The following is a 14,781-nucleotide window of genomic DNA, read 5'->3' as shown; positions in this document are numbered from 1 at the left end:
TACATCTAGCGGCTATTGAAAAAAGTGATCGCAACATAGGCCATTTGACGCTTGGCGCCGCCGGTGTGTGGCAGCATTCTGACGACCTCTCCACGGATTCGTCTTCTCGAGGTCGCCCGCGATGAACGCCCCCATCAAGCCCGGCATCATCATGCCTGCAAAGGCCGGACTGCTGACGCCCTCGGCGGCCTACAAGCCCTTCCGCTACCCGTGGGCCTTCGACATGTGGAAGAAGCAGCAGCAGGTCCACTGGATGCCCGAAGAGGTGCCGCTGGGCGAGGACTGCAAGGACTGGGCGGCGAACCTGAACGACAAGGAGCGCAATCTGCTGACGCAGATCTTCCGCTTCTTCACCCAGTCCGACATCGAAGTCGCGGACAACTACATGGAAAAATACGGTCGGGTGTTCAAACCGACCGAGGTGAAGATGATGCTGTCGTCCTTCGCCAACATGGAGACGATCCACATCGCGGCCTATGCCCTGCTGCTCGAGACGATCGGCATGCCCGAGAGCGAGTTCGGCGCCTTCATGGAATACGAGGCCATGCGGGACAAGCACGACTACATGGGCCGGTTCGGGGTCGAGACCGACGCCGACATCTGCCGGACCCTGGCGATGTTCGGAGGCTTCACCGAGGGCCTTCAGCTGTTCGCCAGCTTCGCCATGCTGATGAACTTCCCGCGCTTCTCCAAGATGAAGGGCATGGGCCAGATCGTGTCTTGGTCGGTGCGCGACGAGAGCCTGCACTGCGAGGGCATCATCAAGCTCTACCACGCCTTCAACAAGGAGACGGGCGCCGTCACCAAGGCCGTGGCCGACGATATCGTGCAGTGCTGCGAGACCGTGGTGGGCCTGGAGGACAAGTTCATCGATCTGGCCTTCGAGGCCGGCGAAGTGCAGGGCATGACGCCCGAAGACATCAAGAAATACATCCGCTTCATCGCCGACTGGCGCCTGCGCCAGCTGAACCTGCCGGAGCTCTACGGCGGCTCGCGCGAGAACCCGCTGCCGTGGCTGCAGTCGCTGCTGTCGGGCGTCGAGCACGCCAACTTCTTCGAGGCGCGTGCGACCGAATACTCCAAGGCCGCGACCCAGGGCGCCTGGCACGGCGCTGATGGCGTCTGGTCAGAGTTCGACAAGATGATGGCCCGTCGCGACATGAGCCTGGTCCCGAACTGATCGGGATCCGCGCGGTCTTCAGCGTCGCTTGAGCACCGCGCGCGTCAAGCAGGAAAAGACGAGACGTCCGGCCTCGTCCAGCAGATCGTGCTGGGCGATGACGATGCCCTTGTCGTCGCCTACAGGGTCCTTGCCCATCACGGTCATCCGACCGCGCAGCAGTTCGCCTGGGGGCGGATTGCGCATGAAGCGCAGACCGTCGATGGCCAGCATCTTGGTCTGCGCCCAGCCGGCGGCCTTTTCCGCCGCCAGCCGGCTCCATAGTGCATAGACCAGGGCGTCGGGCGCACCATAGGCGACGTCCCAGCCCGGCGCGAACCGCTCGGCGAACACCTCCAGGGCCTCGCCGTCGACGGCGCAGGCGCCCAGGGGGATCACCTGGCCCACCTCGATGTCCTCGAAATGGGCCGAAAGCGGATCGCTCATAGGGGGGACTCCTCTTATGCGGGCTCCTCGGACACCCGCACCAGCAGCTTGCCGTCGTGATCGCCGGTGAACAAGCGGTCCAGCGACTTGACCGCGCCTTCCAGACCGTCGTCGACGTGGACCTTCCACTTCACGCGGCCGTCGGCGAGCCAGGGCCCCATCTCCTCGACCATCTCCCGCGCGCGGGGCGCGTAATCGAGGACCAGGAAGCCCTGGACGTTCAGGCGGTGGGTGATGATGCGCGAGAAGTTCGGCGAAGGCGGCATGCGCGTGGCGTTATAGGCCGAGATTAGACCGCAGACGGCCATGCGGGCGTGCACGTTCAGCCGGTTCCACACGGCGATCATGATGTCGCCGCCGACGTTCTCGAAGTTCAGGTCGATGCCGTTCGGCGCCAGCCGGTCCAGCGACTCGCCCACGTCCTCGTTCTTGTAGTCGACCGCGCCGTCGAAACCGAGCTCCTCGGTCAGCCAGCGGCACTTGTCCGGGCCACCGGCGATGCCGATGACGCGCGCGCCGCGCTGCTTGGCCACCTGCCCGGCGATGGACCCCACGGCCCCGGCCGCCGCCGAGATCACCAGCGTCTCGCCCGCCTTGGCCTTGAGCACATCCGTGACGCCGAAATAGGCGGTCAGACCGGTCATTCCCAGAACCGACAGATTGGCGGTCAGCGGCAGGCCGGGGAAGCGGTGCACAGGGCGCAGGCCCTGCTCATGCACGACGGCGTAGTCGGCCCAACCACCCGACAGGGGCGTGACGATGTCGCCTTCCTTGTACCGCTCGGACTTCGACTGCTCGACCACCCCCAGGGTCAAGCCGCGCATCACGTCGCCGATGCCCACCGGCGGCAGATAGCCTTCGGAATCGTTCATCCAGGTGCGGTTGGTCGGATCCAGCGACAGATAGAGGGTGCGGACCAGCGCCTCGCCGTCCTTCAGATCCGGGATGGGGCTTTCGATCAGCTCCAGATCGCCGTCCTGGATATTGCCTTTGGGGCGGTTGCGCAGAACCCACTGACGATTGCGGATGGACATGGTCGGCTCCGTGATGCGTTTTCTTTCGATACGCGCATTTGGGCCGCCGATGACGCCGCTGTCGAGAGGCGCGAGCCAGAAAAGACAAAGAAAAGGGCGGACCGTTTCGGGTCCGCCCTTTGAAGTGGCATCATCGAGAATGAGGCGCGGAGGCGACAGATTGGCTCTCGCCAATCTCAAGTCGGGGGGGCGTCGCCGCCTCCGCGAAGTGATAACCCGGAGCTCTGACCCCGGTTCCGCTGCTCGCCGAAAAATCTCCGGGTCGGCTCATGCGGAACAGCTACGCTGGCGCGCGCGTTGGTCCAACCGAACTCACTTATTCGGGCGGGAGCCAATCAGATGACCCACGAAGACCCCCATTCCAAATCCGCCGACGCCGTGCACGAAGGCCGGCCGGTCGAAGCTCAGTACACGCGTCAGGGCCGCCCCGGCGTGCGCATCCTGTGGCTGCTGATCATCTCGGCCGGCGCGGCCGCCGTGCTGCTGATCGGCATGTGGATGCTGAGCCAGGGCGGCTTTTCGCAGACCAACGCCAATGCCGGGCAGCAGGCGGTGGACGCCGCCGCCTTCCAGGGCGACGCGCAGACCGCGCCGGCGGCCAGCGCGCCGACCGACGCCGACGGCAATCCTCAACCGGTCCCCACCGGCGAGGCCCCCAACGTCAACGCCCCGACCGTTCAGCGCTGATCGGCTGCTCCAATAAGAAAAAGGCCCCGGCGATCGGTTCGCCGGGGCCTTTCGTTCGTCGGGTGTGACAGGCGACCGATCAGGCCGCCTGCTTCTGACGCGAAGGATGGAAGAACAGCGCCTGGCTGATCGCCGCCTTCACCGTTTCCGGTTGGAAGGGCTTGGTGATCAGGAAGGTCGGCTCCGGCCGCTCGCCGGTCAGCAGGCGTTCCGGGAAGGCGGTGATGAAGATCACCGGCACGTCGATGCGCTTGAGGATGTCCTTCACCGCATCGATGCCAGACGAACCGTCGGCCAGCTGAATGTCGGCCAGGACCAGTCCGGGACGATGGCGGGCCACGGCGTCGACGGCTTCGTCATGCGTCGTCGCCGTCGCGGTGACATTGTGACCCAGCTCCTTCACCAGGCTTTCGATGTCGGCCGAGATGATGGCCTCGTCCTCGATGATCAGAACGTCGGTCGCCAGTTCGGCGTCGATGTCCGCCTGAGCGTCGGCGATCAGACGTTCGACCGAATGGGGATCGGAGCCCAGGATTTGCGAGGCTTCCGAAGGCGTGAAGCCTTCCAGCGCCGTCAGCAGGAATGCCTGGCGCGAGCGAGGCGCGATGCGCATCAGGCGGCGCGAAGCGTCGTCGCGGGCTTCCAGACCGCTGGTGTCCTCCAACTGCGCGCCGGTCGAAGACCAGATGGCGTGAAACACATGATACAGGGCCACGCGCGGCGTCATGTCGGCCGGCAGCTGACGCTCGCCGGCGGCCAGGGCCTCCAGCGCCACGCGCACATAGTTGTCGCCCGTGGTCTGATCGCCCGTCAGGGCGCGCGCATAGCGGCGCACATACGGAAGATGCGGCGCGAGTCTAGCCAGAAGGCTCATTATGGTAGTCCCCGACTTACAATCGCCCAGCCGATGGGAGGGCGCGACAAGCGGCTCTAACGTATCCCAAACGACGCGGTTCCCAACTATTTTAGGGGTTGGAACGTTAAATGGCTCATGGAGCGGAACCGGCTGGGTCGATCGTCGTTGTCGGCTCTCAACGAGGCATTTCAGACCCGAGGGCGGCGGTCTTAATTTCAATGAAGAATTCCAACGAACCTTCGCAGGAGGCGGCGTCTGACACCGGCGCTGGCCAGGAAGAGGCGCGTTTGCGTCAGCAGGCCATCGGTGTGAAGCTGCGCCACATGTTCGACGAAGTGGTCAACGAGCCGGTTCCTGACGAGTTCCTGGACATCCTGCGTCGCGCCGACGAGCGTTCGGCCGGCGGGAGCGGCGCATGAGCGGTTCACCCGCCCCCAAACCGCCCTCGTCGGACGACGCGGCGTTCAAGCGCGAACTGGTCACGCTCATTCCCCACCTGCGCGCCTTCGCGCGGACCCTGACGGGCGATCCGACCGCGGCCGACGACCTGGCCCAGGACGCCATGATGAAGGCGTGGGACGCGCGCGCCTCGTATCAGATGGGCACCAACATGAAGGCCTGGACCTTCATGATCCTGCGCAACCAATTCTATTCCGAGAAGCGCCGCTCGTGGCGCCAGTCGCAGCTGGACCAGGAGGCCGCCGAGCGCACCCTGGTGGCCGTTGACGATCCCGAGGCGCCCGTCGCGCTGGACGAGTTGCGCCAGGCGCTGAAGACCCTTCCGGAAGAGCAGCGCGAGGCCCTGATCCTGGTCGGCGCCGGAGGCTTCGCCTACGAAGAGGCGGCCGAGATCTGCAACTGCGCCGTCGGTACGGTGAAGAGCCGCGTCAGCCGCGCTCGTCGTGCGCTGCACGCGACCTTGGAACGCGGCGGCTATGCGCGCGACGGCAAGGCCGCCGGCGACGCCATGCGCTCCATCCTCGCCGCCGCGGATCGCCTGAGCGGCGCCCGCCAGGGCTGAGGTGGAAAGGCTAGGTCGAGCGCTGGGGAGCCGTCTTGCGCCGGGCCTGGGCCGCCGCTGGGGTCGGGGCACGCGGTTTCAGGGCATCCGGTTTCGCCTAGGCATGGCCATGGCCGTGGCCCTGCTGCCGATCCTGATCCTCAGCGCCTTCCAGACCCAGGCCGACTTCACCGAGCAGGCCGACTCACGCCGCATGGCCTTGCAGCTGGCGGCGGAGCGCAGCGCCGCCCAAGCCGCCTCGCGCCTCAACGCCGCCCAGACCCTGCTTCAGGCGCTCAGTCCCGAGGCGCTTGGTCTGTATTGCGAACCCCGCCTGACCGAACTGGTCCAGCGACTGGAGGGCTATGACGCCCTGTATCGCCTGGGCGCGGACGGGCGTCCGGTCTGCGCTTCCGCAAGCTCGGCCAACACCGGCGTGCCTCGCCTAGGCGCGTCGGGCGGTCAGGGCTGGTTCCAGCGCCTGCGCGCGGGAGAGGACACCGCCGTCTCGCGCGCGTCACACCTTGAGACCTTCGAGCCGGCTCTGATTGTCGGGGTCCGCGCCGAGCGGCCGCGCGGGGATTTTGACGGGGCCATGGTCGCGGTCATGCCCATCGCCAGCCTGCAGCCGGACATCGACGATCCGTCCCTGCCGCTGGGCGCCCAGTCGGCCCTGACCGACGCCCAAGGCCGCATGTTGACCTCGACCCTGCCATCGGCCTTCGCCCTGAGAGGCGGCCAGTCGCTCGATGGCTGGGTCGAGCGGGCGCGCCGCAACGGCTCGGCCGTTTTCGAGGCGGCGGACAGCGGAGGTGAACGGCGGGTCTATGCCGGGGCGGCCCTTTACGGACGGGACGTCTATGTCCTGCTGTCTGCGCCGGCGCCCGGTCTGATGTCATGGGCGCGGCTCAACCCGATCGGCACCCTGCTCCTGCCGCTGGCCGCCTGGTTCACGGCCTTCGCCGCCGTCATGCTGTTCTCCGAGCGGATCGTCATCCGCTGGCTGGACTATCTGGAACGGGTCGCCGCTATCTACGCGAGGGGCCGGTTCAGCGTGCGTCCCGTCCAGGCCGTCAACGCACCGGCGGAAATCCGCGTCCTAGCGCGAACCCTGGATGAACTGGCCGAAACCATCACCACCCGCGACGCTGCGCTTATAGCCTCTCTTGAAGAGAAGGACGGGCTTATGCGCGAGATTCACCATCGGGTGAAGAACAATCTGCAGATCATTTCGTCGCTTCTCAGCATGCAGCAACGGGCGCTGACAGACGCCCCGGCCAAGGCCGCCTTGGGCGACACGCGTCAGCGCATCTCGGCGCTCGCCCTGATCTACCGCACTCTCTACCAGAGCGCCGACATTCGGCACGCCGACGCGCGCGAGTTTCTGACGGAGCTTGTGGGACAACTGGTGTCCGCCGAATCCGGCCGCGGTCCCGTGGTCATCAGCAAGATCGAGGCCGACAGCCTTCAGGTCGATCCCGATCGTCTGGCGCCCTTGGCCCTTTGGTTGGTCGAAGCCGTCTCCAACGCCCAGAAGCACGCCTTCGCGGGCCGCGGCGGCCACCTGACCGTCCGCTTCAAGGTCGATGGCGACACCAGCGTTCTGGAGGTTCAGGACGACGGTCCTGGCCTGGACGCGGCGCGGGCCGGCCTGGGCCAGACCCTCATGGGCGCCTTCGCCAAACAGCTGCGGGGCGAGGCCGAGCTTGTCGAGGCGCCGGGCGGCGGAACCATCGCCCGCATGACGTTCGCCACTCCCGAAGCCGCGCCCATCCCCGCGCCCGGAACCTTCGCCGTGTCGCGCGGCGAAGCTTGAGGAACCGGCGCCCGCATTCGGCGTTTGAGCGGACATGCCGTCGGCAGGGGCCGCCGGAGTCCAAGGAGTTTCAAATGCGCAAGGCCATCGTTCTGCTCGTCGCCGCCGCCGCCCTCACCACTGCCGCCTGCAACACCATCTCGGGTGTGGGTCGTGACACCCAGGCCGCCGGTCAAGCCGTCACCGGCGCCGCCGAAGACGTCCGCCGCAACTAAGAGCGGCTCAGGCCGCTCGAAGGGGCCCCGTCGGTGTTCACACCGGCGGGGCTTGTTGCTTTTTGCGTCCGAGCTTGACCGTGGGACCGCCCCGCGCTTGACCTCTCGCCTATCTGTCCGTTCCCGTCTGGAGACTACGCCATGGCCGATCCCCGCGCCGCCGCCCGCGCCCTGATCTCGGAGCACGCCCTGATCGCCGGGGAGGCCGTGACGGGCTCCGGGAGCCGCATCGCCGTCGATGACCCCGCCACCGGCGAAATCATCGGCCATGTGCCGGACCTGGGCGAGGCCGAGACCAAACAGGCCATTCAGGCCGCCCACGACGCCTTCCCCGGCTGGTCGCGCACCGACCCGCACAAGCGCGCCGCCTTCCTGCGCGAATGGGCTCGCCTGATCGACGAGAACATAGACGGGCTCGGCGCCCTGATGGCGCTGGAGAACGGCAAGCCGTTCGAAGAGGCCAAGGTCGAGGCGGTCTACGCCAACAGCTTTCTGAAATGGTTTGCCGGCGAGGCCGAGCGCCTGCTGGGCGACACTCAGGACAGCCCGCTGGGACACGCCATCATCACCTTCCGACAAGCCGTCGGCCCCGCCGCGCTGATCACGCCCTGGAACTTCCCGGCGGCCATGCTGACGCGCAAGCTTGGTCCCGCCTTCGCCGCCGGCTGCACCGCCGTGGTCAAGCCGGCCAGCCAGACGCCCTTCACCGCCATCGCCCTGGTCGAGCTGGCCTACAAGGCCGGCCTGCCCAAGGGCGCGCTCAGCCTCATCACCGGCGACGCCGCCACCATCGGCGGCGTGCTGACGTCCTCGCCGCTGATCCGCAAGCTCAGCTTCACCGGCTCAACGCCCGTCGGCAAGAAGTTGGCCGAACAATGCGCCCCGACGCTGAAGCGGCTGTCGATGGAGCTGGGCGGCGCCGCCCCTCTGATCGTCTTCGCCGACGCGGATCTGGACGTGGCCGTGGCCGAGACCATCAAGGGCAAGTTCCGCAACTCGGGCCAGACCTGCGTCTGCCCCAACCGCGTCTATGTCGAGCGCTCGGTGTCCGAGGAATTCGCCGAGAAGCTGGCGGCCGAAGTCGCCAAGCTGAAGGTCGGCAATGCTTTCGAAGACGGCGTGAAGGTCGGCCCGCTGATCGAGGACAAGGCCGTCGACAAGGTCGAGCGCCACCTGGAACACATCAAGGAGAAGGGCGGCCGCGTCCTGACTGGCGGCGGTCGTCATGAACTGGGCGGACGCTTCTTCCAGCCAACCGTGACCCTGGGCGGCGACGACGCCCTGTTCCGCGAAGAGGAGACCTTCGGCCCCCTGGTGCCGATCTTCGCTTTCGACAGCGAGGACGAGGTGTTGGCCAAGGCGAACGACAGCGAGTTCGGCCTGGCGTCCTATCTGTTCACGCGCGATCTGGACCGCGCCTTCCGCGTCGGCCGCCAGATCGAGGCGGGCATGTGCGGGATCAACACCGGCCTGACCTCGACCGCCGTCGCGCCGTTCGGCGGCGTCAAGGAATCTGGCTACGGCCGCGAGGGATCCACCCACGGCATCGACGAATATGTGGACATCAAGGCCCTGACGCTGGGCCTCAGATAACCGTCAGCCGGCCGGCCGGGGTGAAACCTGGTCGGCCAGGACGTCGAACTCCGCCAGGAAGACACCACGAAGCGGGTCGGTCTCCATGATGATCTCATGGCGCGCGCCGTCGACCTCCACATAGCGGCCGTGCGTGAGGCGCTTCGCCGCCCAGCGGTTTGTCTGTTTCCAGATGCGGTCGTCATCGGCGGACTGGACGATCACCACCGGCGTCTTGACCCCTTTCAGCGCGCGCGGCTTCAGCGCCCGCTCGCCCGCGTCGATGGCGAAGTTAAGCCAGCCCCAGGTCGGGCCCCCGACCGCCAGATGCGGGCAGGCGTATAGCTGCTGGCGCCACATCTCATAGCGCGCCTCGTCGGTGGTCAGGGCGTCGTTCTCGAAGGTGTGTTCGAACGGGTCGTCCGGATCGCCCAGGATGTAATCGCCCGCCTTGCCGTGCCGCAGATGCCAGCGCACCGCCAGCTTGACCGACCACATGGACCGTTTTCCGGTCTTCACCTTCAGCATGGGGCTGGACAGCATCGCCCCGGCGAAGCGGGTTTCGCCGTCCTCTAGCGTCAGCAGGTTCAGCGCCCCGCCCATGGAGTGGCCCAGCATTATCCATGGCCTTGGCAGCCGCGCCTCGAAGGCGTCGATCAGCCGGGCGTAGTCGTCCAGGAATTCTTCCACCGCCCTCGCATGACCCTTGAGGCGGTCGGGCAACAGCCTTGCCGACAGCCCCTGGCCGCGCCAGTCGTGCGCCAGAACGACGAAGCCGCGCGCCAGGAAGTTGCCGATCACCTCATAGTATTTCTCGATCGGCTCGGTGCGTCCGGGACTGAGCACCACCGACCCGCGCGGCGGCGTCGCGGGGGTCCACAGGGCCGCACGCAGGCGAAGGCCGCCGGCGCCGCGATACCACTCGCCCTGCCCGCCCGCAGGCGGTGTGGCGCCCGGCACCCCCATCAGCGGCGCATGGGCGGCGAAGTCGGCGACGCGGTTCACTCGGGCTTCCTGAACTTGAGCGTCATGCGGTCGCTTTCTCCCACGGCGTCATATTTGGTTCGGTCAAATTCGGGGTCAGGCGCTTCCCCCGGCGGCGAGGTCCGACGCTGGGGCGGCAGGGTATCGACGCCGAACGGATGGTCCTTGGTGTCTTCGGGGTTGGCGTTGATTTCGGAGGACTCGACGAAGACGAAGCCGGCCTCCTCGGCCAGTTGCCGCACGAAGGCCTCCTGGACATAGCCGTTAGCCGCCGCCGGATCCTGGTCCCGCTCGGCCTGCAGGCGATGCTGTTCGACGCCGAGTATGCCGCCGGGGCGGAGCGCAGCATAGGCGTCGGCGAAGGCCTTCTCGGCGATGCCCGCTGCCATCCAGGCGTGGATGGAGCGCATGAACAGCACCATGTCGGCTGTTCCAATCGGATCGATGACCGGGCCGGATTGGAGGCCGAAGCTCGACACGCGCACCTGGCCGTACAGCCGTCGATCGCCTTCGAACCGGTTCTGGAAGGCGGTGTTCAGGGCCGCCTGGGCAGGATCCGATCCTGAATCCGAGGCGAACAGCGCCGCCCAATAGGTCCCGCCGCCGCGGTTGAGATAGGGCGCCAGGATTTCCGTGTACCAGCCGGCGCCCGGCCAGAACTCCACAACCGTCATGCGCGGCTGAAGACCGAAGAATCGAAGCGTCTCCATGGGATGGCGCCAGGCGTCCCGGCCCTTGTCACGCTCGCGCCAGTGGCCTTCGACGGCCCATTCCAGCGAGCCTTCGGGCGGCCCCGGATCAGGTGCCGGCTCTGCGGACGCAACCGGAGCCTTTTCCTCTCGACGATCACAGGCGGCCAGTCCGGTCAGCGCCAGGACAGAGCCTGCGCCCCCCATCAGCCATCGGCGCGAAACGGCGCCCGGCGCCATCGGCCTCAACTCACGCATCCGAAATCCCCTGCTCGGCGTCTTGGGGATTAACCAGCTTCGCGCCTTGGGTCAAAGACCGCGCCTCAGGCCGGCTTGCGGAAGCGCAGGGTCATGCGGTCGCTTTCTCCCACGGCGTCATAGCGCGCGCGCTCCTCGGCGGTCAGGGTCCGGCCGTCCTGCTCGGTGCGACGCACGGGCGGCAGGGTCCAGACGCCGAACGGATGGGCGCGGTCGTCCTTGGGATTGGCGTTCACCTCGCTGCGCGCGTCCAGAACGAAGCCGGCGCGCTGCGCGGCCTGGATGACCCAGCTCTCGGGCACATAACCGGTCGCGGCGGTGTCGTTGATGTTCAGGCCGTCGACGCTGCGGTGCTGTTCAACAGCCAGCACGCCGCCCGGCTTCAGCGCCTTGAAGAAGGCGTCCAGATAGGCCTCGGTGCGGCCCGCGCGGTGCCAGTTGTGGAAGGCGCGCGCCACGATCACCAGATCAGCCGAGCCGTCCTCGACGCCCATCGTCTCCAACGGACGGTTCACCGCGACATAGCGGCCGCCGGTCGCCTGGGCGTAGGGCTCCAGAATGTGGTTCCACCAGCCGGCGCGGCCGGGCTCGATCTCGACCACCGTCTGGCCGGGCTGCAGCCCCCAGAAGGTCAGGGTCTCGACGGGATGACGATAGGCGTCACGCGCGCGATCGGCCTCCGAACGCGTGGTCGAGGCGACGGCGGCTGCGAGGGCCTGATCTTCCTGAGGCACCGGCGGCGTCATGGACAGGGCCGAACGCTGAACAGTGCGCGGCGCCTCCTGGGCCAGGGCGGGCGCCGCGATCAGCGGCAGGACGGCGGCGAGGATGAGGGCGGTCGGGCGCATCGGCGGGCTCCGGAGCAAATGATGGGTCACCCTAGAGCTGCCTCGCGACGGGACAAGGGCGCGCGTACAGGCGCGGCGATTTCGCACCCCTTGACGACCGAAAACGGCTTCCCACATCGCATTTGAAGGCGCCGATCCCGGGCCTTCCAGACCTGGCGGGGCCGATCTCGGGCCGCTGAAGGACTGACACCCAACGCCGTCCCGGGCCAAACCGCGGGGGCGGTTCAACCTTGCTGATCCTCAGGAGGATGACTGATGCGTACCTATGATTTCTCGCCGCTGTACCGTTCGGCCGTCGGCTTCGACCGTCTGGCCAACCTGCTGGAAAGCGCCTCGCGCTCCAGCCAGGAAAACGGCTGGCCGCCCTACAACATCGAGACGACGGGCGAGAACGCCTATCGCATCGAGATCGCCGTCGCCGGCTTCTCGCCTGACGAGCTGAACATCGAGGTGAAGGAGAACCTGCTCACCGTCACCGGCCGCAAGACCGCCAATGACGACGCGGCGCAGAAGACCTACCTGCATCGCGGTCTGGCCGAGCGCGACTTCGAGCGCCGCTTCCAGCTGGCCGACTATGTGGTGGTCACCGCCGCCGACCTGGTCAACGGCCTGCTCGCCATCGAGCTGAAGCGCGAACTGCCCGAGGCGCTCAAGCCGCGCCGCATCGACATCGGGACCGGTCCGGCCCTGATCGAGGCCAAGGCCAAGAAGGCCGCCTGATCCGATCAGGCCGCTGACGACGAAGGGGACGGCGTTCGCGCCGTCCCCTTTTTTGCGTTCTAGGGCGTCCAGCCGCCCTCGGTCTCGGCGGTCTCGTCCTCGTCGACGCCGGCCTCGCCGCGCGCCTTGCGCACCTCCGCCCAGGCGGCGCGCAGCAGCTGCGGCACGCCTTCGCCCGACACGCCCGACACCAGCATGGGCCGACGACCGGCCGCGGCCTCCAGCTCGGCGGCCTTATGCTCGCGGACCTCGGGGGTCAGGGCGTCGATCTTGTTCAGCGCCAGGATTTCGGCCTTGTCGGCCAGACCCGCGCCATAGGCCTCAAGCTCGCCGCGAATGGTGCGGTAGGCGCCGGCCACGTCGTCCTGCGTGCCGTCGATCAGGTGGATCAGGCTGGCCGACCGTTCGACGTGGCCCAGGAAACGCGTGCCCAGGCCCGCGCCTTCGCTGGCCCCCTCGATCAGGCCCGGAATGTCGGCGATGACGAACCGCTCGGACGGGCTCAGGTCCACCACGCCCAGGTTGGGCGCCAGGGTGGTGAAGGGATAGTCCGCGATCTTGGGCCGCGCGGCCGAGGCGGCGGCCAGGAAGGTCGACTTGCCCGCGTTGGGCAGGCCCGCCAGCCCGATGTCGGCGATCAGCTTCAGCCGCAGCCAGATCCAGCGCTCCTGGCCTTCCTGGCCCGGATTGGCGTGTTTGGGCGCCTGGTTGACCGGACCCTTGAAGCGGTCGTTGCCCCAGCCGCCGTTGCCGCCGCTCAGCAGCAGTTCGCGCCGGCCGGCCACGTCCATGTCCAGCAGCACCGTCTCCTTGTCCTCGTCCAGCACCTGCGTGCCGACCGGAACCTTCAGCAGTACATCCTCGCCCTTGGCGCCGTGCATGTTGCGACCCTGGCCGTGATGGCCGGTCTGGGCCTTGAAGTGCTGCTGATAGCGATAGTCGATCAAGGTGTTCAGCCCCTCGACCGCCTCGATCCAGACGTCGCCGCCCCGCCCGCCGTCGCCGCCGTCGGGACCGCCGTTCGGGATGAACTTCTCGCGCCGAAACGACACGGCGCCGCCGCCGCCGTTGCCCGAGCGAATATAGATCTTGGCCTGGTCGAGGAATTTCATCGCCGCATTTCTTGATTGGGCGCCACCGCTCCGCTCGCGGAGCTACGCTGCTTGAGCGCCTTATGACCGAACAGAGCGGCGATTTACAGGCGCGAGCCTACTTCAGGTCCACCGGCAGGATCTGGCTGGACAGCAGGACCTTGGTCGTCGCCCAGTGATCCGGCCCCTGCGCCTCGATCCAGCGCTGCACCAGGTCGCGGCCAAGGCCGTAGTTGATGACATAGCTGCGGTAGGTGTCGATGAAGGCCACGCGCTGGGTCGCCCGCGCCCGGTCCATCAGCCGATAGCGCGACAGGGCCTCGATCGCCTGATCGCGCGGCATCCGGCCGGCCAGATACTCCGAGGCGATGGTGTATTCCGCGCCTTCCAGCTGACGCGTCAGGGCCAGCAGTTCGGCGTTGGAGGCGACCCGCTCGGGCGACACCCCGGCCAGCGGCGCCAAAACCTCGCGCTGATAGCGGATCGCCTCGTCGCCCGGAAACGCCAGGTCAATGCCGTAGTTGGCGCTGCCCTCGGCCACCAGGGACATCGGGCTGAACAGCGGATACAGGCTCATCTCGACCCAGCCCTTCTCGGTGACGAAGGTCTGCTCCAGTAGGGCGTTGTAGACGTGGTGGCCGGGATAGCCTTCGTGGCAGCCCAGATCGATCGCCCGGTCCAGATAGATCGGCAGATCGGCGTTGATCTCGATCTTGGAGACCGAACCGCCCTGATAATAATTATAGCCCGACCACGGCTTGCCGCCGACCAGGGCCAGGGTGAAGCTTTCGTTGGCCGGCAGGGCGATGTGCGCCTCGGTGCGCCGACGGCATTCGTCGATGGCGGCCTGCATCACGGTCTGCAGCCGATCGCGCGGGATCGCCAGGGGAGCGCGGAAGGCGGCGATGCGTTCGCCGATCGGGCCTTCGCCGGGAACCAGAGCCTCAATGCGGGCCAGGATCGGATCATAGCTCGACAGAGGCTTCAGCTCGGGCCGGATGCCGAACAGCCGCTCGGCCTCTTCGGCGAAACTGAAGGTCTGGCCCTGCTGCATGCGCAGGCGCGTATCGGCCGCGGCGATATGGGCCAGCAGATAGCGGCGGCGCTGAGTCTCCTCCTGCGTCCAGCCCGCAGCGTCCAGATCGTTCAGCCGCGTCGTCAGGCCCGCGGCCGCCACGACCAGTTGACCGACCGTTCTCGGTTCAGCCTTGGCCGCCGCGGCCCATTCGGCCGGGCCATAATAGGCATCGACATAGCCCTCTTCCCGCTCGCCGATCTCCAGCTGCATGCGCACATAATCGGCCGCGATCACGTCCAGGCTGTCGGCGGTCGGGCGCGGCGCGCTCGCGCAGGCGGCGGCGAACAGGCATAGGCCCAGGCTCAAGCTCAGGATGATGGCGCGCAT

The 14,781-nt window shown here is 67.4% G+C and carries 16 protein-coding genes; 8 read left to right on the top strand and 8 right to left on the bottom strand.

The window, feature by feature from the left end:
* Window positions 1–151: 151 nt before the first annotated feature.
* Window positions 152–1,180, top strand: a complete 1,029-nt coding sequence (locus ACK4I0_RS03935) for a ribonucleotide-diphosphate reductase subunit beta (RefSeq protein WP_409608450.1) — start codon at window positions 152–154, stop codon at window positions 1,178–1,180.
* Between the two features lie 18 nt (window positions 1,181–1,198).
* Here ACK4I0_RS03935 and ACK4I0_RS03930 read toward each other — a convergent pair whose 3' ends face one another.
* Both ACK4I0_RS03930 and ACK4I0_RS03925 read right to left on the bottom strand, forming a co-directional pair.
* Window positions 1,199–1,606: a MaoC family dehydratase gene (locus ACK4I0_RS03930; RefSeq protein WP_409608210.1), complete on the bottom strand. Its 408-nt coding sequence runs from the start codon at window positions 1,604–1,606 to the stop codon at window positions 1,199–1,201.
* Window positions 1,607–1,620: 14 nt separating this feature from the next.
* A complete protein-coding gene (locus tag ACK4I0_RS03925) occupies window positions 1,621–2,640 on the bottom strand; it encodes an NADP-dependent oxidoreductase (RefSeq protein WP_409608208.1) in 1,020 nt (339 codons plus the stop codon).
* Between the two features lie 339 nt (window positions 2,641–2,979).
* Here ACK4I0_RS03925 and ACK4I0_RS03920 point away from each other — a divergent pair, with 339 nt between their 5' ends.
* Window positions 2,980–3,327: a hypothetical protein gene (locus tag ACK4I0_RS03920; RefSeq protein ID WP_409608206.1), complete on the top strand. Its 348-nt coding sequence runs from the start codon at window positions 2,980–2,982 to the stop codon at window positions 3,325–3,327.
* Between the two features lie 79 nt (window positions 3,328–3,406).
* Here the strand turns inward: ACK4I0_RS03920 and ACK4I0_RS03915 are convergent, their stop codons facing one another.
* Entirely contained in the window at window positions 3,407–4,201 is a 795-nt protein-coding gene (locus ACK4I0_RS03915; protein WP_135062332.1) for a response regulator, read from the bottom strand.
* A 200-nt stretch (window positions 4,202–4,401) separates the two neighbouring features.
* On the opposite strand from ACK4I0_RS03915, the gene ACK4I0_RS03910 reads away from it, so the two are divergent.
* The 5 genes from ACK4I0_RS03910 (at window position 4,402) to ACK4I0_RS03890 (ending at window position 8,807) form a co-directional block, all read left to right on the top strand.
* A complete protein-coding gene (locus ACK4I0_RS03910; protein ID WP_409608204.1) occupies window positions 4,402–4,602 on the top strand; it encodes a NepR family anti-sigma factor in 201 nt (66 codons plus the stop codon).
* Window positions 4,599–5,204, top strand: coding sequence for a sigma-70 family RNA polymerase sigma factor (locus tag ACK4I0_RS03905; RefSeq protein WP_409608202.1), 606 nt, complete (start codon window positions 4,599–4,601; stop codon window positions 5,202–5,204). The genes ACK4I0_RS03910 and ACK4I0_RS03905 overlap by 4 nt, the downstream gene beginning before the upstream one ends.
* 103 nt (window positions 5,205–5,307) lie before the next feature.
* Window positions 5,308–6,999 carry a sensor histidine kinase gene (locus ACK4I0_RS03900; RefSeq protein ID WP_409608200.1) on the top strand — a complete coding sequence of 564 codons (1,692 nt, stop codon included), beginning with the start codon at window positions 5,308–5,310 and terminating at the stop codon, window positions 6,997–6,999.
* Window positions 7,000–7,073: 74 nt separating this feature from the next.
* On the top strand, window positions 7,074–7,214 hold the full coding sequence (locus ACK4I0_RS03895; RefSeq protein ID WP_409608198.1) for an entericidin A/B family lipoprotein: 141 nt from the start codon (window positions 7,074–7,076) through the stop codon (window positions 7,212–7,214).
* 141 nt (window positions 7,215–7,355) lie between these two features.
* On the top strand, window positions 7,356–8,807 hold the full coding sequence (locus ACK4I0_RS03890; RefSeq protein ID WP_409608196.1) for an NAD-dependent succinate-semialdehyde dehydrogenase: 1,452 nt from the start codon (window positions 7,356–7,358) through the stop codon (window positions 8,805–8,807).
* A 3-nt stretch (window positions 8,808–8,810) separates the two neighbouring features.
* Here the strand turns inward: ACK4I0_RS03890 and ACK4I0_RS03885 are convergent, their stop codons facing one another.
* From ACK4I0_RS03885 to ACK4I0_RS03875, 3 genes are all read right to left on the bottom strand, one after another.
* Window positions 8,811–9,791 (bottom strand): alpha/beta fold hydrolase, encoded by a 981-nt coding sequence (locus ACK4I0_RS03885; protein WP_409608194.1) that lies wholly within the window; start codon window positions 9,789–9,791, stop codon window positions 8,811–8,813.
* Window positions 9,788–10,717, bottom strand: coding sequence for a class I SAM-dependent methyltransferase (locus tag ACK4I0_RS03880; RefSeq protein WP_409608192.1), 930 nt, complete (start codon window positions 10,715–10,717; stop codon window positions 9,788–9,790). The genes ACK4I0_RS03885 and ACK4I0_RS03880 overlap by 4 nt, the downstream gene beginning before the upstream one ends.
* 65 nt (window positions 10,718–10,782) lie before the next feature.
* Window positions 10,783–11,565, bottom strand: a complete 783-nt coding sequence (locus ACK4I0_RS03875) for a class I SAM-dependent methyltransferase (RefSeq protein WP_409608190.1) — start codon at window positions 11,563–11,565, stop codon at window positions 10,783–10,785.
* Between the two features lie 255 nt (window positions 11,566–11,820).
* Here ACK4I0_RS03875 and ACK4I0_RS03870 point away from each other — a divergent pair, with 255 nt between their 5' ends.
* Window positions 11,821–12,285 (top strand): Hsp20 family protein, encoded by a 465-nt coding sequence (locus ACK4I0_RS03870; protein ID WP_409608188.1) that lies wholly within the window; start codon window positions 11,821–11,823, stop codon window positions 12,283–12,285.
* A gap of 59 nt (window positions 12,286–12,344) precedes the next feature.
* On the opposite strand, the gene obgE is transcribed toward ACK4I0_RS03870, so the two are convergent.
* A complete protein-coding gene (gene obgE / locus ACK4I0_RS03865) occupies window positions 12,345–13,397 on the bottom strand; it encodes a GTPase ObgE (RefSeq protein ID WP_409608186.1) in 1,053 nt (350 codons plus the stop codon).
* A 97-nt stretch (window positions 13,398–13,494) separates the two neighbouring features.
* Window positions 13,495–14,781, bottom strand: a complete 1,287-nt coding sequence (locus tag ACK4I0_RS03860; RefSeq protein WP_409608184.1) for a hypothetical protein — start codon at window positions 14,779–14,781, stop codon at window positions 13,495–13,497.

The organism is Brevundimonas sp. (genome assembly GCF_046295775.1).
Lineage (GTDB): Bacteria > Pseudomonadota > Alphaproteobacteria > Caulobacterales > Caulobacteraceae > Brevundimonas.
Note: the sequence above shows the minus strand (reverse complement) of the source record. Positions and strands in the feature narration are given on the sequence as shown.